22 protein-coding genes and 2 pseudogenes are annotated in these 24,747 nt (G+C 54.4%); 22 read left to right on the plus strand and 2 right to left on the minus strand.

Features of this window, described 5'->3' with window-relative positions:
- Positions 1 to 199 precede the first annotated feature (199 nt).
- The 4 genes and pseudogenes from NZD89_RS11650 (at position 200) to NZD89_RS29585 (ending at position 4,488) form a co-directional block, all read left to right on the plus strand.
- A complete protein-coding gene (locus NZD89_RS11650; RefSeq protein ID WP_268007877.1) occupies positions 200 to 1,162 on the plus strand; it encodes an ROK family protein in 963 nt (320 codons plus the stop codon).
- A gap of 15 nt (positions 1,163 to 1,177) precedes the next feature.
- Positions 1,178 to 2,359, plus strand: coding sequence for an N-acetylglucosamine-6-phosphate deacetylase (nagA, locus tag NZD89_RS11655; protein ID WP_268007878.1), 1,182 nt, complete (start codon positions 1,178 to 1,180; stop codon positions 2,357 to 2,359).
- A gap of 292 nt (positions 2,360 to 2,651) precedes the next feature.
- Positions 2,652 to 3,674 (plus strand): alpha/beta hydrolase, encoded by a 1,023-nt coding sequence (locus NZD89_RS11660; RefSeq protein WP_268007879.1) that lies wholly within the window; start codon positions 2,652 to 2,654, stop codon positions 3,672 to 3,674.
- Between the two features lie 472 nt (positions 3,675 to 4,146).
- Positions 4,147 to 4,488, plus strand: a pseudogene (locus NZD89_RS29585) (UTRA domain-containing protein).
- Between the two features lie 368 nt (positions 4,489 to 4,856).
- On the opposite strand, the gene NZD89_RS11665 reads toward NZD89_RS29585, so the two are convergent.
- Positions 4,857 to 5,027 (minus strand): hypothetical protein, encoded by a 171-nt coding sequence (locus NZD89_RS11665; RefSeq protein WP_268007880.1) that lies wholly within the window; start codon positions 5,025 to 5,027, stop codon positions 4,857 to 4,859.
- Between the two features lie 45 nt (positions 5,028 to 5,072).
- On the opposite strand from NZD89_RS11665, the gene NZD89_RS11670 reads away from it, so the two are divergent.
- From NZD89_RS11670 to fdhD, 8 genes and pseudogenes are all read left to right on the plus strand, one after another.
- Positions 5,073 to 5,531: a 6-phosphogluconolactonase gene (locus NZD89_RS11670; RefSeq protein ID WP_268007881.1), complete on the plus strand. Its 459-nt coding sequence runs from the start codon at positions 5,073 to 5,075 to the stop codon at positions 5,529 to 5,531.
- A 291-nt stretch (positions 5,532 to 5,822) separates the two neighbouring features.
- Positions 5,823 to 6,164 (plus strand): alpha/beta hydrolase, encoded by a 342-nt coding sequence (locus tag NZD89_RS29310; RefSeq protein WP_326492943.1) that lies wholly within the window; start codon positions 5,823 to 5,825, stop codon positions 6,162 to 6,164.
- Positions 6,165 to 6,370: 206 nt separating this feature from the next.
- A pseudogene (locus NZD89_RS11675) lies at positions 6,371 to 6,439 on the plus strand (hypothetical protein); the annotation flags it as partial.
- A 665-nt stretch (positions 6,440 to 7,104) separates the two neighbouring features.
- Complete coding sequence (locus NZD89_RS11680) at positions 7,105 to 7,266, plus strand: DUF255 domain-containing protein (protein WP_268007882.1); 162 nt, start codon at positions 7,105 to 7,107, stop codon at positions 7,264 to 7,266.
- Between the two features lie 38 nt (positions 7,267 to 7,304).
- Positions 7,305 to 9,188, plus strand: coding sequence for a thioredoxin domain-containing protein (locus tag NZD89_RS11685; RefSeq protein WP_268007883.1), 1,884 nt, complete (start codon positions 7,305 to 7,307; stop codon positions 9,186 to 9,188).
- A gap of 59 nt (positions 9,189 to 9,247) precedes the next feature.
- Positions 9,248 to 10,054, plus strand: coding sequence for a VOC family protein (locus tag NZD89_RS11690; protein WP_268007884.1), 807 nt, complete (start codon positions 9,248 to 9,250; stop codon positions 10,052 to 10,054).
- Positions 10,055 to 10,211: 157 nt separating this feature from the next.
- Complete coding sequence (locus tag NZD89_RS11695) at positions 10,212 to 10,703, plus strand: helical membrane plugin domain-containing protein (protein WP_268007885.1); 492 nt, start codon at positions 10,212 to 10,214, stop codon at positions 10,701 to 10,703.
- A 41-nt stretch (positions 10,704 to 10,744) separates the two neighbouring features.
- A complete protein-coding gene (fdhD, locus tag NZD89_RS11700; RefSeq protein ID WP_268008469.1) occupies positions 10,745 to 11,518 on the plus strand; it encodes a formate dehydrogenase accessory sulfurtransferase FdhD in 774 nt (257 codons plus the stop codon).
- A 65-nt stretch (positions 11,519 to 11,583) separates the two neighbouring features.
- Here the strand turns inward: fdhD and corA are convergent, their stop codons facing one another.
- Positions 11,584 to 12,498, minus strand: coding sequence for a magnesium/cobalt transporter CorA (gene corA / locus NZD89_RS11705; protein WP_268007886.1), 915 nt, complete (start codon positions 12,496 to 12,498; stop codon positions 11,584 to 11,586).
- 86 nt (positions 12,499 to 12,584) lie between these two features.
- On the opposite strand from corA, the gene NZD89_RS11710 reads away from it, so the two are divergent.
- The 10 genes from NZD89_RS11710 to pstA all read left to right on the plus strand — a co-directional run bounded on the left by NZD89_RS11710 (position 12,585) and on the right by pstA (position 24,677).
- Positions 12,585 to 13,505 carry a 1,4-dihydroxy-2-naphthoate polyprenyltransferase gene (locus NZD89_RS11710; RefSeq protein WP_268007887.1) on the plus strand — a complete coding sequence of 307 codons (921 nt, stop codon included), beginning with the start codon at positions 12,585 to 12,587 and terminating at the stop codon, positions 13,503 to 13,505.
- 298 nt (positions 13,506 to 13,803) lie between these two features.
- Complete coding sequence (gene menB, locus NZD89_RS11715) at positions 13,804 to 14,622, plus strand: 1,4-dihydroxy-2-naphthoyl-CoA synthase (protein ID WP_431308603.1); 819 nt, start codon at positions 13,804 to 13,806, stop codon at positions 14,620 to 14,622.
- Positions 14,623 to 14,700: 78 nt separating this feature from the next.
- Positions 14,701 to 16,197 carry an o-succinylbenzoate--CoA ligase gene (gene menE / locus NZD89_RS11720; RefSeq protein ID WP_268007888.1) on the plus strand — a complete coding sequence of 499 codons (1,497 nt, stop codon included), beginning with the start codon at positions 14,701 to 14,703 and terminating at the stop codon, positions 16,195 to 16,197.
- Positions 16,197 to 17,552: an isochorismate synthase gene (locus tag NZD89_RS11725; protein WP_268008471.1), complete on the plus strand. Its 1,356-nt coding sequence runs from the start codon at positions 16,197 to 16,199 to the stop codon at positions 17,550 to 17,552. The genes menE and NZD89_RS11725 overlap by 1 nt, the downstream gene beginning before the upstream one ends.
- A gap of 12 nt (positions 17,553 to 17,564) precedes the next feature.
- Entirely contained in the window at positions 17,565 to 19,307 is a 1,743-nt protein-coding gene (menD, locus tag NZD89_RS11730) for a 2-succinyl-5-enolpyruvyl-6-hydroxy-3-cyclohexene-1-carboxylic-acid synthase (protein ID WP_268007889.1), read from the plus strand.
- A complete protein-coding gene (gene menH / locus NZD89_RS11735; protein ID WP_268008472.1) occupies positions 19,307 to 20,128 on the plus strand; it encodes a 2-succinyl-6-hydroxy-2,4-cyclohexadiene-1-carboxylate synthase in 822 nt (273 codons plus the stop codon). The genes menD and menH overlap by 1 nt, the downstream gene beginning before the upstream one ends.
- A gap of 94 nt (positions 20,129 to 20,222) precedes the next feature.
- Positions 20,223 to 21,473: a cation:proton antiporter gene (locus NZD89_RS11740; RefSeq protein WP_268007890.1), complete on the plus strand. Its 1,251-nt coding sequence runs from the start codon at positions 20,223 to 20,225 to the stop codon at positions 21,471 to 21,473.
- Between the two features lie 155 nt (positions 21,474 to 21,628).
- Positions 21,629 to 22,777, plus strand: coding sequence for a phosphate ABC transporter substrate-binding protein PstS (gene pstS, locus NZD89_RS11745; protein ID WP_268007891.1), 1,149 nt, complete (start codon positions 21,629 to 21,631; stop codon positions 22,775 to 22,777).
- 32 nt (positions 22,778 to 22,809) lie between these two features.
- A complete protein-coding gene (gene pstC, locus NZD89_RS11750) occupies positions 22,810 to 23,820 on the plus strand; it encodes a phosphate ABC transporter permease subunit PstC (protein WP_268007892.1) in 1,011 nt (336 codons plus the stop codon).
- The gene (gene pstA / locus NZD89_RS11755; RefSeq protein ID WP_268007893.1) at positions 23,817 to 24,677 is read left to right on the plus strand and encodes a phosphate ABC transporter permease PstA; all 861 of its coding nucleotides are present in this window, start codon (positions 23,817 to 23,819) and stop codon (positions 24,675 to 24,677) included. The genes pstC and pstA overlap by 4 nt, the downstream gene beginning before the upstream one ends.
- The last annotated feature ends 70 nt before the right edge of the window (positions 24,678 to 24,747 follow it).

Here is a 24,747-nt window from a genome sequence, read left to right on the forward strand (position 1 = left end):
AACAGTCTAGAAGACTTGTAGTACTAGGTCTTAGCGGAGGACCGCTTTGGGGGAGTCTCACCATGGGCAGGACTGTGCGTTCTTAAACTTGAAATACTTAACATAACATTTTAAATATTCAAGATTCGTGTTGTGTGCTAATGTGTGTGACAGGTGAATACACGTTAACCGCAACAAATCAGGGAAAGTAGTGAATAGTATGGAAGAAGTGTACGTTGGTGTCGATATCGGGGGAACTAACACAGTAATCGGATTGTTTAATAGAGATCTCAATTTGATAGCGAAGACTGTAATAGCAACCACTAAGCCACATTTTCCCCCAAAAACGAATAACCCCCGAGAATTTTTTGATGAACTAACAAACACGATTGAGAGTATTCTGATGCAATTTGCTACTGACTTAAGATTAGCCGGGGTTGGCATGGGAGTTCCCGGTAAAGTGAACGCCCAACAAGGAACTGCTTTGGAAGCGACTAATTTAGGTTGGTACGATGTCCCTATCTCCTCAGAAATGTCTCAGAGGCTGGGAACGTATGTCCAGGTGGACAATGATGTACGTACTTATACTTTGGGGGAAAGTAAGGTTGGGGCAGCAAAAGGGTATCAGGATGTAATTTGCGTAACACTTGGTACTGGTTTGGCAGCAGGCATTATGGTGGATGGGAAATTGGTTAAGGGAAGTGATTGGTGTGCTGGCGAAATCGGTCATGACTTTGTTCCGGGGCAGACTTTCCGTTGCAATTGTGGTAGGCAAGGGTGCCTAGAAACCATTGCTTCCGCCACCGGAATCGTGCGATTGGCTGAGGAAGCTGTGAAGGGAGGGGTGGATACTTGTTTGAAATTATTGAATCGCCCTATAACTGCAGTGGACGTCTGCGAGGCAGCGATTCACGGAGACAATGTATCTTTATCTTTGTTCCAATTTATCGGCACTGAATTGGGGAGTAAATTGACGACCGCAGTGTTTCTTTTGAACCCGGAAGTAATCATTATCGGTGGCGGAGTATCCGCAGCGGGCGATATTTTGCTCCGTCCACTTAGAGAGAGAATCTACAGCATATATGGCAACAGTGGCCATCCAAAAATTGTTGCTAGTACATTGGGGGACTCAGCAGGGGTGTACGGTGCCGCCCATTTGGCTATGAATTCAGGAGAACTTTAGTTGGGGGCTGAATATATGCGGAATGAATTATATTCCTTATGGAAGAATGCGAAACTGTACACCCCGCAAGGAGTCATTAATGGTGCGATGATGCTTGTGAACCCAAATGGAACAATCCAAAGCGTAGAGCAATTGGAACTTGGGTTTACCTCTGAGAATAGTGCTCAAGTAATTAACGTAAGCGGGTTAACACTACTTCCTGGTTTCATAGATATTCATGTTCATGGAGGAAATGGTTTTAATGTCATGGATGCCGATTATAGAAGCATTGATGAAATTAGTAGATTTCATGCGGCGCACGGTACCACATCTTTTTTAGCTACGACGGAAACAGCGTCGAAGGATGCTATTACTGAGGCGTTAACTTGTGTTACTAGGGCCATGGAAACGGGAGTATCCGGAGCTGAAATCCTTGGCGTTCATCTGGAAGGGCCATTTCTCAACGCAAAACGAAGGGGAGCACAGAATGAGAAGGAAATTCGTACTCCGTCTGTCAATGAGTTGGAGCACTATCTTGAGGCATCAAAGAATCTAATTAGACTTGTCACGTTAGCCCCTGAAATCAGTGGGGGAATGGAGGCTGTTCAGAATTTTTACAGTCGAGGAGTAACGGTTTCCGCTGGACACACAGATGCCACCTACGAACAGGTAGTTGAAGCCATTGGATACGGTGTGTCCCATACTACCCATCATTTTAATGGGATGAGTCCTTTTCATCATCGGGACCCGGGCGTAAGCGGGGCCGGACTAATGCTACAGGAACTTACAACGGAACTAATTGCCGACGGTATTCACGTTCATCCTGCTACCGTGAAATTATTGTTCGAAGTTAAATCTTCCCGTAATATTTGTTTAATTACGGATGCTGTAACTTGTTGCGGTTTGCCAGATGGGGAATACGGAAAAATTAGAATGACGAATGGACAAATTTATTTAAAAGATGGGAACTCGCTTGCTGGTAGTTCGTTAACAACCATGCAAGCGCTAAAGAACGCTATACAGTTCACAGGGTGTCCTTTGGAACAGATTCTACCGTCATTGACTGAGGTACCCGCGCGGCAAATTGGTGTAGACCACCGAAAAGGCACGTTAGAGCCTGGAAAAGATGCAGATTTTCTCGTGATTGACGAGAATATGCATATTTTGGCTACCTATGTTAAGGGTATAGAGGTCTACCGATCACCCAACTTTAACTAACTAGTAATAGGCTGGAGTCATCATAATATATCGTTCGTACTGAATTTATTCGTTACTTGGTAATTTATGACGTAGCTGAACAGCGATGCCTGATGTGTACACCTGTTTGTGACAGTCGGGCGAATTCTATTAAACCGGTATCCTCAATTTTGCGCTCAGTTACACAAAGGACGACCCGTATTTTAAATGACGCGGAATTCGCACGGTATTTTGTGTGGTGGTTATTAATACATTGGAGATCTCCTTCTCTAGTCCTTATCTGTCGCACTGTTAATGTCGAGGAGGCACGATAATGGATGGTAGAGAATTATCAATTTATGAGTACTTTATTAAACGCGGGAGCGAAGTCCACCCATCAATGAAGTATAACGGAGGTGACGTAAAGAAGTGGCAAAGCAGTTTACGCTCGAAGATAATTGACTTACTTGGCACGCCGTATAAACCAGTGGACCTAAACCCTTCTACTGTATGGGCAACTGAGGAAGACGGGCTGGTCAAAGAAAAAGTTATATTTGACGCTGACGATTATTCATCGATCCCGGCTATTATTGTCAAACGTGCCGATTTGGACCCGAACGTTCAACATCGTGCCGTCTTGTGCATACACGGTCATGGACCGTTTGGCAAAGATTCTGTTACAGGTATAATTACTTCCCAAAGGCATTTAGAAGTTATTCGACAGTACAATTATGATTATGCGGTGCAACTGGCTCGGGCTGGGTATGTTGCGATCGCCCCAGATTTGCGAAACTTTGGCGAGAGAACAGGTCAAGAAATATATTCTGGACGGGACAGTTGTAATGTTCACTTCATCCGCGGCTTACTGATGGGATATAACCTTATTTCATTGCATATATGGGATTTAATGCGAACGATTGACTATTTAACTCTTCGGCCAGATGTCGATTCAGAGAGAATTGGGTGTATGGGATTGCCCCTCGGTGGTACACTGACCATGCATCTTGCTGCGTTAGACAGCCGAATTAGGGCTGCCGTGATTTCTTGTGCGCTAACAACATACCAAGAATATGCAATTATAAAGACAAATTTTTGCGGTTCTCAATTCATCCCGGGTATTTATAAATACGCCGACCTTGCAGATATAGCGGGATTAATCGCGCCTCGGCCCGTCTTGATTGAAGCGGGAGTGTATGACGATGGGTTTCCAATCGGAGCGACCACACAAGCGTACAACGAATTGCAGGAGATTTACAGATTCGTGGGTGCATCAGGGAACCTACACAAAGACTTTTTTGAAGGGGGCCACGAGTTCAGCGGGCGAAAAACTATCAAATTCTTCGATTCATACCTTTAATATTTCGAAATGGGCATGTTGATGATCATATCTAATATACATCAAGAGACGATCACATGGAAACGTAATTACAACCAAATAAAAAAGAGACTGAGGTAGAGTGCTGTGATATTCCACTTTACTATCAACTGAAGGAGATTCTGCGGGAACAAATTGAGTCCGGATATCCCGGCCCCGGGGATAGGATTGATTCATGAGCACAAGCTTATGCAGCAATACAATGTTAGCAGAAACACGGTCAAGAGGGGCTTTGGAGGATCTAGTGCATGAAGGAATTCTGTACCGAGCGCAGGGCAAGGGGACGTTTGTTTCCTATCCAAAGTTGGAACAACCCTTATCAGCATTTTATAGTTTCAGTAGCGTACTTAAGGCCAAAGGTATTCAACAAAACGACGTTATTCTGGGATTAAGCTTAATTACCGTCTTTGGACATGTAGCCCAGAAACTGGATGTCGCTTAGGGATTACCTGTCGTGGAACTGAAACGTGTACGGTGCGCGGAATTAGAACCGATTATACTGGAAATTTATTACATTACGTCCGATATCGTACCAGGAATAACTGTGAGTTTGTTGGAAAAAATTCTCTGTATGGTCTGATGCAACAAGAGTACGGTATTCGTGTGACAAAGGCGAACGAGTCGTTTGAACCAATCGTAATTGGAGAGTTATGAAGCGAAGTACCTAAATATCAAAAAAGGTTTTCCAGCGCTGCTGGTAGATCGTACTGCGTATGACCCCACGGGTCGCATCGTGGAATATTGTCGTTCCGTGGTTCGGGGGGATAAGTGTCGCTTTTACACCGAACTTTTATAAAGCTATTAAAGGTACGAGTATTTGTGGTTGTTTGTTGGCGTCACTACCATGTGCCAAGACGCTTCGCAGGCTGTGGAGGCAAGAGTGGTTTGTTGATAGATATGGGTTCTTCTAAGCAGCTACTACTATTAAGTGGCTGTGTATCTTTAGAGTGTACCGTAATTTGTTACGGTACACATGTGACACATGTAAGCCAATATTGCAATGTGACCTTTAAGCAAGATGCCATTTACAAGTATTTATCGTCCATTTAGGTAACACACTGGCGATTGACTCGAGCTGCAAATCTACCAAGTAAGTGGAGGGAAAGCAAATGGAAGTGAAAATTTATGATACACCCGATGAACTAGGTCTGGCCGCGGCTTCGTTTACTGCGGATCTTTTGAATAGGTATATAACGGATCAAGGTTACGCGCGTCTTTTGCTCTCGACAGGTGCTTCTCAGCTAAGTACACTTGGCGCTCTTGTTCAACTGGACGTCGACTGGAGTCGCGTGGAAGCTCCACCTGGATGAGTATATAGGTCTTCCTATAGAACATACTGCATCCTTCAGAAAATATCTACAGGAGAAGCTTGTTGATAAAGTGGATATGAATAAAATGCATTTTGTTGAAACCGACGGTGACGTTCGAGCCAACATTCGAAAGTTGACGGATGAAATCCGCGAAAAGCCTATTGACGTGGCACTTATTGGAGTTGGCGAAAACACACATATCGCATTTAACGATCCACCGGCAAACTTCGATACTAAGGAAGCGTACATCATTGTGAACTTGGATATAGGCTGTAAACAACAGCAAGTCCGTGAAGGGTGGTTTTCTTCAATTAAAGAGGTTCCAAGTCAAGCTGTCACGATGACTCCGTATCAGATCATGCAAAGTAAGACGATTGTATCTTGTGTTCCGTTCATTTCTAAGGCGAATGCCGTCAAACGATTTATGTATAGTGAACTCACAAATCAGGTACCAGCAACACTATTAAAAACACACTCTGACTTTACGTTGTTTCTCGATAAGGACTCCGCTTCACTTTTAGAAGCGTAAACCCTATGACAAAATGCAATGTAATAAGTATTATAGGCTAAATACACAAAGCTTATATTAGAGAAGTATGGGAAAAGAATCTCAATGCAATGTCGGGGCTGTTCGTCCATAAGTCATGCACCACTATGACCATCATCGCACAGTCCACTATTGAATCTTTTCGAGGCTTGCGGATGTCGTCCGTAAGCCTTTAGCATAATCATACGAGAGGATGACTGGATGACCAACCATCAACAATACATAGAATTCAACGGGCAACCTGTCCCGTTGTGGAAAACTGTTGATTTCGCCATGGAGACAAACACCGATGACATTCCCACCATTGTTCCGTACATTGCCTCGTCTGTGCAACGGGCCCCGGCCATAATTATCTGTCCGGGCGGGGGCTACAGCCACCGAGCTGAGCATGAGGGTGGACCTATCGGTCATTGGCTAAACACTATAGGCATTTCGGCTTTCGTCCTGAATTATCGTGTTGCACCAACCAGATATCCAGCACCTTTGTTGGATCTAGAACGGGCCATCCGTTACGTTCGGTTCCATGCTGCGGCCTTCAGCATTGATCGATCGAGTTGGGGTGCTTGGATTCTCAGCAGGTGGACATCTCGCATCGACTGTGGGCACACAGTATAGTGCAGAAGGCCCTACGAAGTTGATGAGATAGACCGGTTAAGTTCGCGACCGGACCTCCTCGTCCTATGTTTCCCGGTTATATCCTTCTCCGAGTCGTTGCGTCACCTTAGAACGGTAGAGAATTTGCTCGGGGAGCCCCACCGGAGGACTTATGCAGGCGACTTTCCAGTGAGCTATCGGTAACGTCTAATACACCGCCAACTTTTTTGTGGCATACAGCTAACGACAGTTCAGTACCCGTCGAACATTGTCTTGTATTTGCAGCACATTCCCTGGCGAAACACCATGTACCATTTGAGCTTCATGTATATGAGGAAGGGAGACATGGGTTGGGATTGGCAACAGGACATCACCATGCCGGGGCTTGGACTGACGCGTGCGCTCGCTGACTTAGCAACAAGAGATTCGGCTCGATAATACCATAATGTTTTGGAAATATGAATACGTGGGACATAGATATAGTTTTGGGTGAATTGGTTGCGGAGCTATAAGCACAACGCATATGGCGGATTGCCCAATGCTGAGTTGGTGGATGTGTGAAACTATGAGCCTTGCCGCAACCTAGGTTCATAACTCAGCGATACCGATTGAACAGAAAATTGGTAATTTTTTGGGTGAAACGTTTCAATGATCCTGTTACACATCAACATTCTGATGCTCGTTCGATGTAACCGAAAGAGTCTCCGATAAAATGGGTCAATGCGTTAATATAATCGCGAGAAATAATCAGTGTGCGTTTCCTGGGGATTTCGTATTGGCTATGTGTACGATGAAATGTAGTCAACGGTGTCTAGGACACAAGAGCTGTACTTCATGGGTACAGGCCTGTTTTCCGCAACTGATACAATTTAAAAAACATGGCATCGTTAAACCATGGTAAGGTTACAATACGAAATGCTTTGACACCGAGTTTATCCCAATATCAAGGAGGTGGTGCCCGATGACAACGAACAATGTACCCAATAGATTAGCCAAGGAAAAGTCACCGTACTTGCTTCAACATGCGTACAATCCGGTTGACTGGTATCCTTGGTCGGATGAGGCTTTTGAAACAGCAAAGCGCGAAAATAAGCCTATCTTTTTATCTATTGGGTATAGCTAACGTCGTTTTCTCTAAGCACATGTCATTGGTGCCATGTGATGGCACACGAATCGTTTGAAGACGAACAAGTAGCGCAGTATCTCAACGAGCACTACGTGGCGATTAAGGTTGACCGGGAGGAACGTCCCGATATCGATCACGTCTATATGATGTATTGCCAAGCGCTCACGGGTGAGGGCGGCTGGCCGCTGACGGTGATCATGACACCTGAGGGTCATCCGTTCTTCGCCGGGACCTATTTTCCGAAGACGTCTCGGTACGGGCGGCCGGGACTCATCGACATTTTGCAACAATTGGCCACCAAATGGGCGAACGAGGCGGATACCATCCAGCGGGCCAGTGCAGACATCACCAACCGTATGCAGCCGATTTTCGCGGCTGCGCCTGCCGAGTTTCAGCCAGGTCCTGCGATAGAGAAGGCGTATCGCCAACTGAAATCCAGGTTTGACCCCGAGTACGGTGGATTTAGTGATGCGCCGAAGTTTCCATCGTTCCACCAACTGATGTTCCTCTTGCGGTATCACCGCTTCTCCGGTGAGCAAGACGCCTTACAGATGGCGAAGAAGACGATGCTCTCCATCATTCGAGGTGGCATTCACGATCACGTCGGCGGCGGCCTAGCCCGCTATTCCACTGACGCGCTGTGGCGCGTCCCGCACTTCGAGAAGATGCTATACGACAACGCTTTGGGTGTTCTCGCGGCGACGGAACTGTATCAAGCGACGGCGGACGAGACGTTCAAATCGTTCGTCACGCGCACGATGAGCTACCTGTCGCGCGAGATGACTTCTGAAGAGGGCGCGTATTACGCTGCGCAGGATGCCGACTCGGAGGGGCAGGAAGGCCGGTTCTACGTGTGGCGCCCGGACGAGATATGGGCGGCGCTCGGAGAAGAGCTTGGGGAGATGTACTGTGCCTTTTACGACGTCACGGAAGAGGGGAACTTTGAAGGGGACAGCGTGCCGAACCTGATCGATGTGGAGATCTCCTCCTTCGCAGCGTCACGCGGCCTGTCCGTGGACGAACTCTCTGCGAAGATGGAAGCCGCGAACGAACTGTTGCTCGAGTGGCGGGCGCATCGCACGCCGCCTGGTACGGACGACAAGGTGTTGACGGCCTGGAACGCCTTAATGATTGCGGCGAGTGCAAAGGCCGGAGCGGCGTTTGCAGACGACGAGTACATCGGCAATGCCGTTCGCGCGCTTTCGTTTGTCGAGGAACAGTTGGTGCGACACGACGGTCGCCTTCTGGCGCGGTACCGCGAAGGGGAGTCTGGCATTCTCGCTTACGCGGACGATTACGCATACCTCGTATGGGCGTATATCGAGGTCTACCAGGCGACACTGGACACGTACTATCTGCGTCGGGCGATGCACTGGCAGCAGCAGATGAACGATTTGTTCTGGGACGTCGAGGAGGGTGGATACTATCTGGCAGGAAAGGATGCGGAGCGCCTGATTGCCACGCCGAAGTCCGCGTACGACGGGGCGACGCCGTCTGCCAATTCGGTCGCCGCATACAATCTCAGCCGGCTCTACGCGATAACCGGTGAAAGCCACCTCGCAGAACAGGTAGATGGAATTTTTGGCGCGTTTGGGGAGTTTCTCAACGAGGCGCCGGCAGAGCATCTTTACATGTTGATGGCGGGGATGCTGGTCGCGGTGGGATCGACGGAGGTGGTGTTCGCCGAAGCCGGCACAGACCGCTCACTTTCCGCCTTTCTACACAACTGGCACCAGACGTTTCAACCGGAGGCAATCGTGCTGAAGCCGGATGCGAGGGTACAGGAAGTGGATGTGTATCCGGTCCAGGACGGGCGAACCACGGTTTACGTGTGCCGTCACTTCGCATGTGAACGACCGGTCCACGACTGGCAAGAGGCGTCGCAAAGCGTTCGGGAAAATCCGCCGCGCCTTCGCTGAGTGCGGGGGCCCGCGGCACGCCTTGGGAGACGGGGGCAGAAGACTTGGGGGGCCTAAACGTGTTCGAATTCGACCATCTCTTGCATGCGGTGCATAATCCAGAGCAAGTCCGAATGGATTTTTCTGATGCGCTGGGAGTGCATACGGTCACCGGGGGGACGCACCCGCAGTGGGGCACGTACAATTCGCTTTGTTATTTCGGATTGCCTTATATCGAATGGATCGCTGTACGAGATGCCCAAACCGCGAAAGGGACGGAATTTGGTCAACGCGTTCTCGAGGCGCTTGGCACTGCAGAGAGTGCTGTGCAATTTGCGTTGAGGACTTCGCAAATGGATGCGGTTGCCGAGGCGTGGCGCGCCCAAGGCCTCGATTTCGACGGGCCTGTGGCCGCCTCGCGGACGGGATCGGATGGGAAGACCATCTCGTGGCGAATGCTCTTTCCACGACAGCAGGTCGGGCGGCAGTATCAGCTGCCATTTGTCATCGAATGGGGTGAGTCCGACGAAGCGCGCAGGCGGACGTTAGAGAAGAGTGGGTTGTCACCGCGCGAGCATCTGTACGACCTGCTCGAAGTGCACTCGGTCGTTTCCGACATCGAACCATTTCAAGTGCGCTGGAGCGCGTATTTTGCAACGCCGTGTGAACGGGTGTACGACGCAGGGCGGGGAGCAGGTCTGTGCGCCTTGCTTGGCGGGGTGCGGGCCTATTTTTGGGAACCGCGTCGCCAGGACGCAGTCGAGGTCTTGGAGCGGTTTGGAGAGAGACCTTTTGAACTGACGCTCAAATCCCGCGCTGCTCGGCAAGGCTTCGATTCGCGCCATCTCCTGCACGGGCTGGCCGTTCAGGTAGAGCCCGCGCGGTGAGTTGTCGTCGTGTCTTGTATTCTACGCTTGCGCGAGTTACGCTTTCATAGTGTAAGAAGGACCAAGAGAGACGAATGCGGACTGTGCGGTACGTGCCCTCGTCTACCGGATGGCCGGTGCGTACAGTGGACGCACGCTTCATGGGAGGTAATACAACGTGGCGAATTCAACCACATCGATTGTTCGAGCCGAAGAAGATCATTCGGCACAGGCACGTGAACTGATTGAGCGTGCAAAAGGCGAGACGGCTGAGGGAATCGTCGAGGCGCTCCACCTGTTACAGGACCTTGAAGAACGCGGGGTCATTCCTCTGCTGCGGGCGCTTGTCGAACAAGGGGACGACGTATTGCGCGTGCTGTTGGAACTGTTCAAACGAGATCAGACCGTCGGCGGGATCAAAAACGTCATGGCACTTGTCGAAGTCTTCAGCGCCATTCCGAAGGACTCGATGAATACGGTGCTCGCCGGCGTGGCAGGCGGTCTCGAAGAGGCCAGCGCGGCACAGCCGAAGGACAAGTTTAGCGTGTACGGCGCGCTTCAGACTCTACAAGATCCGGACGTGAGCCGCGCGCTCTCCTTCTTGACCTCGTTTTTAAAGGGTATGGGTCGAGCGCTTGGGGAAGAGCGGATTGGAGGCGTGACTGAGTGAGTGAACTGTCTGCGCAGCCGGGCCAGGACTTGCCTCAGAGCATGGACAAGCCGGTTGTACAGTACCGTGATGGGGCGTGGACGGAAGCGATGGACGTCATCGCTTCCGAGTATGCGCTGACCATCTTCGTCAACGACAACGAACTCGCCACCATCGTCTGCACGCCGGCACACATGGAAGAATTGGTGGTCGGCTTCCTGGCTTCGGAAGGAATTATCCGCCGCGCGGATCAGATTGAGTCGCTGGCCATCAGCCGGTACATGGGGACGGCACGGGTGACGACCAAGCACAAAGTCACCTTTAATCAGGAGTTCTACAACAAACGGTATATCGCATCTTGTTGTGGGAAGGGGAGGCAGAGTTTCTATTTTCACAACGACGCGGTGACCGCCAAGCACGTCGACGACGATGTGCGCTTAACGGCCGACCAGGTGTTCTCCGTGCTCGACGCGATGGACGAAAAAGCAATTCTCTTTCACGAGACGGGCGGCGTTCATATGGCGGCATTGTGTAAGCCAGGGGAACTCGTCTTGGCGCGGACGGATATCGGCCGTCACAACGCCCTCGATAAAATTTATGGTTACGTTCTGAAGGCAGACGTTTCGCTCGCTGGCACCGTGATTGCATTTAGTGGGCGAATTTCGTCGGAGGTCCTGTTGAAGGTGGCCAAAATCGGGGTTGGGGTGGTTGTGGCGAGGTCTGCGCCAACGGCACTGGCAATCGATATGGCCGAAGAACTTGGCATCACGGCCGTCGGGTTCGTGCGGGGAAGGTCTTTTAACGTGTACACGCACGCGTGGAGGATTCAGAAGTGAGCGATGTGCACGCGGGCGAGGAGGTACCGTCACCATCGGTGCGGCACCTCTAATCGCTGCCACGGTTACAGCCATTTGCGCCGTTTGAAGTAGATTAAGAGTCCGACGACGGACAGGATAATCCATCCCCATACCCACAGGTACCCGTATCGCCAGTTGTACTCTGGCACTTTCATGTTGATCCCATACAATCCCACGATAAACGACAAGGGCATAAACATCGTACTGACGATGGTCAGCGTCTTCATGATCGAATTCATCCGATCACTCTTGATGGCCATCTGCAAGTCGAGCAGCCCGGAGAGTGCATCGCGGAAACTGTCGACGTCGTCGACGATGCGGTTGATGTGGTCGTATAAGTCCATGAAGTAGATATTTTCGCTTTCTTGGGTGTACGGGAATCCGGAGTGCATGAGTGCCTCGACGACGCCGCGTTCGTCGGTGAACACCCGGCGGATGTGATGCAGCGTGCGCTTTAACGAAAAGATGTCCGATGCGACCGATGTCTGCGGGTTCTCATAGATCTGCGATTCCATCAAGTCGACCGTATCCTCGATGTTGTCGACGAAGTCGAGGTAGTGGTGAACGCAGAGATCGAGAAATTCGTAGAGAATTCGCCCGGGGGTATGCATTTTCTCGGGCGCTTTAGTGAATTCTGTCTCAAGTTCCGACAAAAACGGCATCGGTTCCTTGAGGATGGCGATGATGAAGTTCGGCCCCATGACGATGGAAACCTCGACTAGTTTCCAATCGTCTCTCAAGAAGAAGAACGGAAAAAAAGCGTGATCGTGATGGATGTGCAAGCGGGGACGCACATCCTCGCGAAGGCAGTCCTCGACCACGAGCTCATGGCACTGATACAAATCGCCGACGACGCGACGAATGTCTGTCTCGTTGGGGTTGAGTAGCGGTAAGAATACGGTCTCACCTTCTTGTGGCCGTCGGTTTTTCACGCGCGTGACTTCGTTTCCGTTATACACCAGCACACTGCTCACCTGACCTGACGTTTGGCTTGTCCCAATCTATTGACGAGGATAGTAAGATATTGACGGAAAGGAGATATGTTATGCAACTACAAGAGAACGTTTCACAAGACAGACAGCTTGGTCGAGTGCTGTGGAAGCTCACGCGTCCTCACACCCTGACGGCGTCGTTCGTTCCGGTGCTGATTGGAACCGTGCTGGCCATGTCGTTTGTGCATCTTCACATTTTGCGCTTCGTCGCGATGCTCTTATCCTGTCTCTTTATCCAAATTGCCACGAATATGTTCAATGAATACTACGATCACAAGCGCGGCCTCGATACGGAGCACTCCATCGGCATTGGCGGAGCCATCGTCCGCGACGGACTGCACCCGAAAACCGTGCTTCGCTTGGCGCTGTTGTGCTACCTTGTCGCACTGCTCATCGGCGTTTATCTGTGCATGAGCAGCAGTTGGTGGCTGGCGCTCATCGGGTCAGTGGGCATGTTGATTGGCTATCTCTACACGGGCGGTCCGTTGCCCATTGCCTATACACCACTCGGCGAGCTGTTTGCTGGCCTCTCGATGGGGGCCATGTTCATCCTGATTTCGTTTTTTATTCAAACGGGTGACATTAACACCGTGAGCGTGCTGATCTCGGTTCCGATTGCAATTTTGGTCGGAGCAATCAACATGTCGAACAATATCCGCGACTTGGATGGTGACAAGGACTCCGGGAGGAAGACGTTGGCCATCCTAGTCGGACACAAGCGGGCCGTAACTCTGCTGGCCGTGATGTTTGTCGTGGCTTATCTGTGGATCACCGGATTGGTCGTGTTCGGCTACGCGAGCCCTTGGGTACTCGTCGTCTTTTTGAGCATTCCGAAGCCGATTCAGGCAGTGACAGGTTTCGTCGGCAAACGCATGCCAATGCAGATGATGCCGGCCATGAAGGCCACCGCTCAGACAAATACCATCTTCGGCCTGTTGCTGTCGGTTGGTTTGTTCATGAGTTTTCGCCTCTAATCGGGCGAAGGGAGTTCCACGGCCTCGTCACCGCGAGGGATAGGCAAAAGTGCGAGGCCGTTGTCCGTTCGAGGAAGGCGGCCTTGTGGTTTGGCGTGCTCGCATTTGCTGTGGAAGCCCTTCGATCACTACTCACTACACAGACCCCCTCATCACCGATACCGCACTTGCAAATCCACATGGTATGACTCCTTCACAGTTCGTTCGCAATTTTGACCCTGACTGGGACAAGTTCTATAATTATGGGCGTTGCGAAGCACCGCTCGACATGACTCGAGTGGATTCGGGAGGGTTCCACGTGACACTTCAATGGGAAGTCGTAAAGGATTATACGGATATTATTTATGAACGTGCGGAAGGCATTGCGCGCGTCACGATCAATCGTCCAGAAGTACATAATGCATTTCGGCCAGAGACTGTAGCTGAAATGATTGACGCTTTTCATCATATCCGGGATGACGCGAGCACGGGTGTGGTGTTGTTCCGCGGCGCGGGGGACAAGGCGTTCTGTTCCGGTGGAGATCAACGCGTGCGCGGTCACGGCGGATACGTCGGAAGCGACTCGGTACCGCGCTTAAACGTGCTCGACTTACAACGACTGATTCGTCAGTTGCCAAAACCGGTCATCGCCGTAGTGGCAGGCTACGCAATTGGCGGCGGGCACGTGTTACACCTGGTGTGCGACTTGACCATCGCTGGGGAAAATGCGCGCTTTGGCCAAACCGGTCCGAAAGTCGGCAGTTTTGATGCTGGTTACGGTGCATCGCTGCTCGCGCGGACAGTGGGGCAGAAGAAGGCGAAGGAAATCTGGTACCTCTGCCGTCAGTACTCCGCGCAGGAGGCCTTGGACATGGGCCTTGTCAACACCGTTGTGCCGGTGGATCGCCTGGAAGAAGAGAGCGTCAAATGGGCGAAGGAGATTCTCGAGAAGAGCCCGATTGCCATCCGCTTCCTCAAGATGGCATTCAACGCAGACACGGACGGGGCCGCAGGACTTCAACAGTTTGCAGGGGACGCTACGATGTTGTACTACATGACCGAGGAAGCCAAGGAAGGCAAAAATGCGTTCCTCGAAAAGCGCAAGCCCGATTTCACGAAGTTCGACCGACTGCCTTAAGGGCCCCCTTTGCGGATTGGTCTCAGACATGTGGGCAAATCAACAGTTGTAGTTTCGAACTGAGTCGAGGTGAGATAAATGCACGATTTTGAAGTGCAACCCGTCCGTTCGATTCCCGATTGGCTGCGAGGACGCGCCACTCATCATCCAACCCATCCGGCCATCGTTGCGCCGGAGGGAACTTGGACATATCGAGAACTTTACGACGCCGCGTGTGAATACGCGGCTTCGTTGCGGATATTAGGGGTATCACAGGGGGACAGGGTCGCGGTCATCGCCAAACGAGGCTCCACGTACGCCTTCATGTTGCATGCGCTTATGCAGCTCGATGCCATTGTCGTGCCCTTGAATTGGCGGCTTACTGCCCTTGAGTTGGCGAAGCAGGCTGCCGACGCTGAGGTGGCGTTGCTCCTGTTTGACGAGGGCGCCACGCCACTGGCAAAAGATTTAAACCGGGAGTTCAAACCGCCGCTCGGGATGCGGCAGATTGAGTTGTTGGAGCGCACGAGCGAGCGCGTAGAGCGTATGCATCTCCAATTGACGCGCGCCCACGCCATCATCTATACGTCTGGAACCACGGGCACCTCAAAAGGGGCCGTGATTACATATCAAAACCACTGGTGGGGGGCGATGGCCTCTGCGCTACAGCTAGGTCTGAGCCCAGCGGATCAATGGCTCGTGCCAATGCCACTCTTTCACGTGGGCGGTATGGCGGTGTTGATTCGCAGTGTGATTTATGGCACGACGGTCGTGATTCACAACGGCTTTGATGAGCTTGCCGTGAACGACGCACTGGACGCTGGGGGCATTACGCTGATTTCGGTGGTGCCCACCATGTTGCAGCGGATGCTGCAGAATCGACAGGGCGGATACCCTCCGTCCGTGCGCTGTGTGCTCTTGGGCGGAAGCGCCGCACCAAAGTCTCTGCTCGAGCGCGCGTTGGCCTTTGGCGTGCCCGTCAATCAGAGTTACGGCATGACGGAGACCAACACGCAGGCGACCACCCTGCAGTCGGTCGATGCACTGCGGAAAATCGGAAGTTCCGGCAAACCGCTCGCGAATATGCGCGTGTGTATCGACGGACCACTTGGGCCAACCGATGCAGCCGGAGTGGAGGGTGAAATTCTCGTTTCCGGGCCGACCGTGATCGCCGGCTATTGGAATCGTCCAGATGCGAACGAAAAGTCGTTCCGGGATGGTTGGTTCTACACTGGGGATATCGGTGTGTTCGATACCGAGGGGTATTTATTCGTCCTCGACAGGCGCGCCGATCTCATCGTCTCCGGTGGGGAAAATGTATATCCGGCAGAGGTCGAATCGGTTTTGGCGCAACACGAGCAAATCGGGGAGGCGGCCGTCGTCGGCAGGCCGGACGAGACCTGGGGGCAGGTACCCGTAGCATTTGTCGTCGCGCGTGCGGGTGAGCGTCCGACGGAGGAGATGCTGACCCAGTATTGCAGGACCTTCCTCGCCGGATACAAAGTTCCCAAAGCGTTTTACTTTGTCGACGCGCTGCCGAGGAACGCTTCTGGAAAGCTGTTGCGCAGGGCCTTAAAGGAGCGGTTGGAAGCGTGATGAAATTGTGGCAGAAGATGGTGGACGACGTCGTACAGGCCTTCGAAGCCGGGCGCACGGCCGTCTGGGGCACCAAGCGCATCATCCGCACCACGACGCCTGCAGACGTGCCTCTGTCCGGGGTCTTGCACTGGCAATTGTCGATCCCGGCCGTATTCTCCTCCGATCCCGTCTCAAACCGCGTCGCCCTCGGCCTCGGCGCAGCCGAGGTGCTGCACGGGACGGGGCCTGACGCCATGGGAGACATCCAAGCGGCCATCCGCTCACTGGACGACCCGGAAGTGGCGATTACGTGGTTCGGCGGATTTGCGTTTGACCCGACGCAGCCGGTGGCGGGTGCGTTACAGGGCTGGCCACACGCATTGTGGTTTGTCCCGACTTTGACATTGATGCGAGAAGCGGGTTCAGACTGTGTGACCGTCACCGTCGTGGTCCCCGCTCAGTGGGACGCGGCAGCCGTTCGCAAGACGTTGGCCGATATCTGCACGGAGCTTCAGAAATCCCCTAGTGACATCGAAGTGAAATCAACTGCGTCGCAGGCGCGGCCAGAGGTTGGGGCGGTGCACGACGAAGGCTCGTGGCGGCAACTCGTCGAGACGGCTGTAGGTGAACTCCAACGCGGAGATTTACACAAAGTCGTGTTGGCCCGTCAAACGCCAGTCGATGTCCAGGTTTCACTCGGCGAGGCGCTTGCACGCGTGCTCGACGCGTACGGAAGCAGCCATGTGTTCGCCATGCTGTGGGAGCAAAGGTGGCTCATCGCGGCGAGTCCGGAACAGCTCGTCCGCGTCACCGACGGCACGATGGCGGTTGATTGCCTAGCAGGCACGGCCGACCGCAGCGCAGACGCCGCGACTGACGAGGCGCTCGCAGGCGCACTCTTTAGCAGCGAAAAGAACCGCATCGAACACGCGGCTGTGGTACGAGTCGTGGTGGACCGGCTCAAGCTCGTCGCAGAGGACATCACCGTGCCTCGTGCGCCGGTGATCAAGAAATTGGCCAATGTTCAACACCTGTATACGCCGATTCGCGGGCGTCTGCAGCCTGGCATGCACCTGTTTGATGCCGCCCGGCTCCTCCATCCGACGCCGGCGGTCGGAGGCGTGCCGCTGGCAGGCGCGCTGCAGTTCATTCGCCAGCACGAGGGCTGGCCGCGCGGATATTACGCGGGCGCGATTGGATTCGTCGACACCGCGGGGAGTGGCCTCCTCAGCGTCGCCTTGCGCAGCGCCGCCGTCGCCTACCCGCGTGCGACGCTGTATGCGGGGTGCGGCATCGTTGCGGCGTCGGACCCAAACGAGGAATGGCGAGAGACAGAAATGAAATTGAAACCGATGCGACTCGCGCTCGGGTAAGGGGATGTGGGAATGGCAAACTGGGATTTGTGGCCGGTTCATTCGTTTGTCGATGGACTGGTTGCGGCAGGTGTGCGGCAAGCGGTGATTTCGCCCGGCTCGCGCAATACGCCGCTCACTTTGGCATTCGCCGAGCAGCCAGACGTTCAAGTGTACACGCATATGGACGAGCGGTCCGCCGGATTCTTTGCGTTGGGACTGGCGCGATCGACGAATGCGCCAGTCGTGCTCTGCTGTACGTCGGGCACGGCTACGGCCAATTATTACCCGGCTGTCATGGAGGCGTTTGAGGCCCGCGTGCCACTGATTGTCGTCACGGCCGACCGGCCGCATCAACTTCGCGACGTCGGCGCCAATCAGGCGGTCCGTCAACCAGGAATGTACGCGGGGCACGTAAAGTGGGCCCTCGAGATGCCAGTCCCGGACGGATCAGTCGGGATCGCTCGCCACGCCGCGGCGATGGCGGGCCGCGGCGTGGCGGTGGCACTCGCGTCGCCCTGTGGGCCGGTACATATCAATTACCCGTTCGTGGAACCGCTGCTGCCGCCTCTGCGCGCGGACCTGGACGCTTCGCACCGCGTGCCGGTCCCCAAGCTCTATCGCCCGCTGGCGGGTCAGCCGGCCGCCGCGGCGACGGACCGGTTACACGCCGCGTTGCGCTCGGCCGAGCGCCCGTTGTTCGTCCTCGGGCCGCAGTCGTCCGCTCTGCTGGCGAGGGCGGTGGCGGCGTTTTGCGACGCTGAGGGGATTCCTCTGTTCGCGGACGTGTTGTCGCAGGCGAGATTTCTCGATGGGCTTCCTTCCTCTACGCAAATCGCACACTACGACATGCTCCTTCTCGCCGCAGGCGACAGAGCACCGTTGCCGGATGTGGTCGTCCGCTTTGGCGCACAGCCGACGTCGAAGTCGCTAGCGGGCTTTTTCCAGCGCATGCCGGGCCAGACGCAGGTATTCGTCGTCGACGACACCGAGTGGTACCGCGATGCTTCGTTTGTCGCCACCGACGTCATCGCGGGTGACGAGTTGTCGCTCGTGCGGCGCCTGGCGTCACAACCGCTCGACCAAGGCGCCCGCTGGCAGGACCATCTGCAGCTGTGGCGGCGCGCAGACGGGGTGGTGCGCGCACAAATCGAGGCGTTCACTGAGGAGCATTGGTTTGAAGGGAGCGCCATGCGGTCGTTGGTCGATGCGCTGCCGGCAAACACGCAACTGTTTATCGGCAATAGCCGTCCCATTCGCGATCTCGACGCACTCGTCAACCCCTCCCGCCCTCCGCTCGCGGTGTTTGGCAACCGAGGGGTCAGCGGCATCGACGGGATTGTCTCGACCGCGTTCGGCATCGCGGCGGGAGGCGCGTCGCATCCGACCGTTCTCTGCGTGGGCGACGTATCCTTTTATCACGATTTAAACGGCCTGCTCGCCGCCAGGCGATTTGAAATTCCACTCACCGTCCTCTTGATTCACAACGACGGCGGCGGGATTTTTCAACACCTCAGCCAAGCGCAGCGAAGTGAGACACTCGAGTACTTCACGACGCCGCACGGACTCGATTTTCAGGAGATCACGCAGGCGTATGGCGGTGTGTTCACACGCGTCGGGAACGCCGAGGAGCTCGCGCGGGCGGTGCGCCAGGCAACCGGGGAGCAAAAGGGGCTTCAGGTCATCGAGGTTCGGTTTGGAAATGCCGAGAGTGCGGCACTGTATCGGAAATTGCAGCGCCTCGCCCAGGATGCGGTACAGGCGGTGGTGGAGTGATGGACGGTGCGCTTCGCACGATGGAGGTTCGCGGCGTGCAGTACCGGGTCTACGAGGCGGGGACGGGCACGCCCCTCCTCATGCTCCACGGGTTTACGGGCAGCCACCAGGTCTTTCAACCGGTCGTGGCCGCCCTTGGGAAAAAGTTTCGCTGCGTCATCCCGGACTTGCTCGGCCACGGTCAAACCGATGCGCCATTGGCGCCGAGTCGCTATACGATGGCGGAGACGCTGGCTGACCTAGCCTGCCTTTTGGACGAACTCGAGATCTCGCGAGCGCACGTATTCGGCTATTCGATGGGGGGGCGCATCGCCCTCTCCTTCGCCGTCGCGTATCCACATCGCGTCCATCGACTTGCTCTCGAAGGCGCGTCTCCCGGATTGCCTACGGAGGAAGAGCGGCGAGCGAGGCGCGCTTCCGACGAAGCGCTCGCAACCAAGTTGGAGCGCCAGGGGATTGTAGCGTTCGTTCGGGATTGGGAGGAGGTGCCTCTCTTTGCGTCCCAGAAACGTCTGCCTGAGGAGCGGTTTATGCAACAGCGCGATATTCGCGAATCGCAGCGCGTAGAGGGCCTGGCCGCTAGTCTGCGGGGCATCGGCACGGGGGCTCAACCGTCGATGTGGCCACATCTGCAACAAATCGAGGCGAAGACGCTGCTCATCACCGGAGAGCTAGACCGGAAATTTACCGGGATCGCGTCCGAAATGTCCGCGCAGATCCCGCGCTGTGACAAGGTGGTCATCGCAAATGCGGGGCACACTCCGCACGTCGAGGAACCGCTGCCCTTTACACGAGTGCTGACAGACTTCTTGACGTCGTAACCGCATACGCCGCGTAAGCACGCGGTTGGCGAACTTGGGCCGCGTTCCTCTTTTCGCAAAGGATACATTTTGTAAATGGACAGGAGGGACTGATGTGTTGGACGTTAGGGGCGGCTGGGAACAGGCGCTGATGGTCGTCTTTGTAGTCGTCGGCCTGGGGTTGATTGTGAGCAAGCTGTCCGAGAAGCCGCGGGTCCCGGACGTCGCCGTCTTTTTGGTGCTTGGCATTCTCATTGGCCCAGCGGTGTTACACCTGGTGAGTGCACCCAGTGAATCACAAGCAAACCAGTTCATCGTCTACCTTGGAGCGACCGTGATCTTGTTCGACGGCGGGCGGTCCGTGCGCTTTGACGTGCTGCGCCGCGTGTACATCAGCATCGCACTGCTCGTCACGACAGGCGTACTCATCAGTGCCTTCGTCGTCGGGGTCGCCGTGCACTATTTGCTCCACGCGCCGTGGGTCTGGTCGTGGTTGTTGGCGTCCGTCGTCGCGTCGACCGATCCCGCCACCCTCATTCCCGTATTCCGCCGCGTGCCCATCGTCGAGCGCCTACAGCAGACGATGGAGACCGAATCCGCGTTTAATGACGCCACGGCTTCCGTCCTGGTGTTGATGCTGATGACGGCAGTACAAACTGGTGGTCATCTGTCGGTGGGGCCGGCGGTGCTCAAGTTCTTCTACGACGCCTTAATCGGCCTCGCCGTCGGCGTGGTGTTCGGACTCGCGACGATGTTCACGGTGTCGAAGCGGGCTTGGGGTGTCTTTCACGAGTTCGGGTCTATCGTCATGCTGGTGTGTGCCGTCGGATCGTATGTCGTCGCCAGTTGGTTTGATGCGAGTGGATTCATGGCCGCCTTCGCGGCGGGCGTGATCACGGGGAACGGAAAGTCGTTTGGCTGGTCCCTTGCCGACGAGACCGAGTCGCATATCGAGCATACGGGCAGCGTGCTCACGATGATCTTTCGCATTCTGATCTTCGTCCTGCTCGGCACACAGGTGAATTTCCACGCCGTGGCGGCGCATTTGTGGGGCGGATTGCTGATTGTGGCCGTCCTGATGTTTGTCGCGCGACCGGCGACGGTGCTTGGCTCTGTGCTGTTTGACGGCATGGCGCGCTGGAATGCGCGCGAGGTCGCGTTGATGACCTGGGTTCGCGAGACAGGTGTCATTCCGGCGGCACTTGCAGGTACGGCTGTGGCGAAGGGGATTCCCCAGGCACAGACGATTTTAGCTGTCACATTCTTGGCGATTCTGTGTACGATTTTGATTCAGGCGACGAGTACCGGTGCCGTGGCCAAGCGATTGGGCCTCGGCCGCGACGAGCAGAGCAAAGATGATTTGTGACCTGTCTATGCTTTGTGTAGCGACTTGTGTCGTTTTACATCGAACCTTTACAAAGTCTTTACACCATATCTATTTGATATTCATATAGCCTTGTTATCCTGACCCCGTTAGGACAAATCACGACGACCAAAAAGGGGTCAGGGAGGAAACATCAAATGTCTCTTCACTCAAGCAAAATGTTCGCCGGAGTTGCAGCGCTCGCCGCTATCGTCGCGGTAGTCGGTTGTGGAACGAACAATACATCATCCAATGCCACGTCCAATTCGGCTTCCAACGGCACCTCTGCAGGCGCGGGAAACGCGAGCACTACAGGCCCAGTCAGCCTTTCGGAATCCGGTTCATCACTTCTCTATCCCCTCTTTAACGACCAATGGATCTCGGCGTATCAGTCCGCAAATTCCAACGTGCAGATGACGGCCGCTTCCACCGGCAGCGGCACGGGTATCTCGCAAGCTATCGCGGGCACGGTCGACATCGGCGCCTCGGACGCTTATCTCGCAGATGCGCAAATGCAACAGTCACCTGGCATGCTCAACATTCCTGTGGCGATATCCGCTCAGCAGATCATGTACAACCTGCCAGGGGTTAAAGGTCATTTGAAACTGTCGGGCGACGTCATCGCGCAGATTTACGAAGGCAAGATCAAGTTCTGGGACGATAGTGCCATCCGCGCGTTGAACCCGGGAGTAACACTGCCACACCAAGGCATCATCCCGATTACTCGGTCGGATAGCTCCGGCGATACGTTCTTGTTCACGCAGTTCCTGACAGACACCAATACCACATGGAAGAACTCGACCGCGTACGGAACGTCCGTCTCCTGGCCGTCGCTCTCCTCAGAGGTGGGCGCTAAGGGCAACAACGGCGTCGTCGATGCGCTCGCGAAGAACAAGTACAGCATCGGTTACGTGGGCATCAGCTGGCTGAGCAAGGCGACGCAGCAAGGTCTTGGATACGCGGCGCTGCAAAATAAGGACGGTAAGTTCGTCCTGCCGACGGCTGCCGACATTCAGGCCGCTGCAAGCCAAGGCGCGCAAAACGTGCCGAAGGACGAGCGCATCTCGCTCATCTACGAGCCGGGCGCAAACTCCTATCCAATCATCAACTTTGAGTATCTGATTGTGAAACAGACACAGAAGAACGCCTCCTATGCGACGGCGATGAAAGACTTCTTGAACTGGGCGATCGACCCGAGCAAGGGGAACAGCTCGAAGTATTTGGCACCTGTCAACTTCCTGCCACTGCCAAGCAATGTCGAACCGCTGAGCCAGGCGCAGATCAATTCGATTCAAGCAGGTCAATAATCCACCTTAGCAACTGATGGAGGCTAAATGTTATGCGGCGTGTTTCAAACGCCTCCAAAGCAGCGGACCGAGTGTTTCAGCTGGCTACTGGCATCTGTGCCAGTAGCCCGGTGCTGTTTTTGTTGGCGATAGCCATCATAGTCGTCGTTCAATCGATGCCGACCGTACACTACATGGGTTGGCAGTTTCTTAGCACAATCAAGTGGGACATGGGTAACCTGTACGGCGCGATGATTCACAAGCATGGCGTCAGCGTACCGGCTGGTGCATCTTACGGCGCTCTCGTGTTCATCGTCGGCACCGTCGCGAGTTCACTGCTCGCGTTGGTCATCGCGATTCCGGTATCCATTTTGACAGCCATGATCTTGGCGTATCGCGTCCGGGGACCCATCGGCTTTGTGCTCAGTGTTCTCGTCGAGCTCCTAGCCGGCATCCCAAGTGTCGTGATTGGACTCTGGGGAATCCTCGTGTTGGCACCGTGGATTGCGCACCACTTCGGTCCCTTCCTCAAGGGAATTTTCGGTTTTATTCCGTTTTTTGGCGGCGATATTGGCAGTGGATACGGACTTTTGACGAGCGGTATTGTGCTCGCTATCATGATTATCCCCATCATCACCGCGACGACGCGCGACCTGTTTCGTCAGGTACCCTTGTTGGCTCGCGAAGGAGGTCTTGGCCTCGGGATGACCACCTGGGAAACCGTTCGTTATATTTGCCTGCCCTACATTAAAGACGGCCTCGTGGGGGCTGTCGCACTTGGTTGGGGACGCGCTATGGGCGAGACGATGGCCGTCTTGATGGTCAGTGGCAACGCCATCAACATCTTGCCGCACAATCTCTACAGTCCGATTTCCACGATGGCCGCGTTCATCGCCAACCAGTTGGACAGTGCGCAGACTGACGCATCTGGAATGGCGGTGCATGCCCTGTCGGAGATGGCCATGGTACTCCTCGCCATCACGGTGTTTACAAATCTGCTGGCTAGATTTCTCGTCAATCGAAGAGCGGGACGGAGATCGGTGAAGGTAGGTGCGAATGGATGATTCAAGCTCGTCGCACGCGGAGAAAGGTGTCCGGTTACATCGGTTGGGGCTTTGCTTGGCTCGCGGGAGCGCTGGTCGTGTTCGCGCTGTTCGACCTCATCGCGTCCGTGGTTTGGCACGGTGTTAGGGCCTTTCGGTGGTCGATGTTAGTGCAACCGACGCAGGGGGTGGCAGGGGGCCTCGAAAACGCGATTCTCGGTACGTTTGAGTTGGTGCTCATCGCCATCGTGTTTGCGGCCCCGCTGGGGATTTTAGGCGGGGTTTACACGTCGGAGTTCGCTGGCACGCGCACGGCGGGCATCGTGCGCTTCTTGGCGGAAGTACTCTCCGGCGTACCGTCCATCGTGATTGGGTATTTTGGCTATCTGTTGATGGTACTGCACTGGCACTGGGGTTTTTCCGCGCTCGCCGGCGGCATCGCGCTCACCATCATGATGCTTCCGTACATTCTCCGGACGACGGAGACCAGTTTGCGGCAAGTGCCCTACGCTCAGCGCGAAGCTGCGTGGGCACTAGGAATGACCCGTTTCCAGGCGATTAGCCGAACCATTTGGCGACCCGCTGCCGGCGGCATCGCGACAGGGATTTTGTTGGCCGTCGCCATTGGCTTAGGGGAAACCGCTCCGCTCTTGTACACAGCAGGCTGGAGCACGCACAATCCGACCGGGCAGTTGACGAACCAACAGGTCCCGTACCTGACATACATCGTCTGGGACTATCTCGACCAGCCCTACGAAGCTGCGCGCAACCTCGCCTATGCAGCCGCATTCGTACTGCTTGTGGTGATTCTCGTCATCCAGTTAGGCGTTCGCGCCCTCGTTTGGAAATCTTCGGGGTTCGGTCGGCACAACAACTAACTAATACCACGGCTACAAGGACATGCAAATGAATAGGATAAGCGGAGAGGACATTTTCTTCTCCGCTTAT

Source organism: Alicyclobacillus fastidiosus, assembly GCF_026651875.1.
In the GTDB taxonomy this organism is placed as follows: Bacteria; Bacillota; Bacilli; order Alicyclobacillales; family Alicyclobacillaceae; genus Alicyclobacillus; species Alicyclobacillus fastidiosus.

Bases quoted from the DNA above. Each gene is read 5' to 3' on its own strand.
- NZD89_RS11650 (WP_268007877.1), top strand. From the start codon at position 200: ATGGAAGAAGTGTACGTTGGTGTCGATATCGGGGGAACTAACACAGTA.
- nagA (WP_268007878.1), top strand. From the start codon at position 1,178: ATGCGGAATGAATTATATTCCTTATGGAAGAATGCGAAACTGTACACC.
- NZD89_RS11660 (WP_268007879.1), top strand. From the start codon at position 2,652: ATGGATGGTAGAGAATTATCAATTTATGAGTACTTTATTAAACGCGGG.
- NZD89_RS11665 (WP_268007880.1), bottom strand. From the start codon at position 5,027: ATGTTCTATAGGAAGACCTATATACTCATCCAGGTGGAGCTTCCACGC.
- NZD89_RS29310 (WP_326492943.1), top strand. From the start codon at position 5,823: ATGGAGACAAACACCGATGACATTCCCACCATTGTTCCGTACATTGCC.
- NZD89_RS11680 (WP_268007882.1), top strand. From the start codon at position 7,105: ATGACAACGAACAATGTACCCAATAGATTAGCCAAGGAAAAGTCACCG.
- NZD89_RS11685 (WP_268007883.1), top strand. From the start codon at position 7,305: ATGGCACACGAATCGTTTGAAGACGAACAAGTAGCGCAGTATCTCAAC.
- fdhD (WP_268008469.1), top strand. From the start codon at position 10,745: ATGGACAAGCCGGTTGTACAGTACCGTGATGGGGCGTGGACGGAAGCG.
- NZD89_RS11710 (WP_268007887.1), top strand. From the start codon at position 12,585: ATGCAACTACAAGAGAACGTTTCACAAGACAGACAGCTTGGTCGAGTG.
- menE (WP_268007888.1), top strand. From the start codon at position 14,701: ATGCACGATTTTGAAGTGCAACCCGTCCGTTCGATTCCCGATTGGCTG.
- NZD89_RS11725 (WP_268008471.1), top strand. From the start codon at position 16,197: ATGAAATTGTGGCAGAAGATGGTGGACGACGTCGTACAGGCCTTCGAA.
- menD (WP_268007889.1), top strand. From the start codon at position 17,565: ATGGCAAACTGGGATTTGTGGCCGGTTCATTCGTTTGTCGATGGACTG.
- menH (WP_268008472.1), top strand. From the start codon at position 19,307: ATGGACGGTGCGCTTCGCACGATGGAGGTTCGCGGCGTGCAGTACCGG.
- pstS (WP_268007891.1), top strand. From the start codon at position 21,629: ATGTCTCTTCACTCAAGCAAAATGTTCGCCGGAGTTGCAGCGCTCGCC.
- pstC (WP_268007892.1), top strand. From the start codon at position 22,810: ATGCGGCGTGTTTCAAACGCCTCCAAAGCAGCGGACCGAGTGTTTCAG.
- pstA (WP_268007893.1), top strand. From the start codon at position 23,817: ATGATTCAAGCTCGTCGCACGCGGAGAAAGGTGTCCGGTTACATCGGT.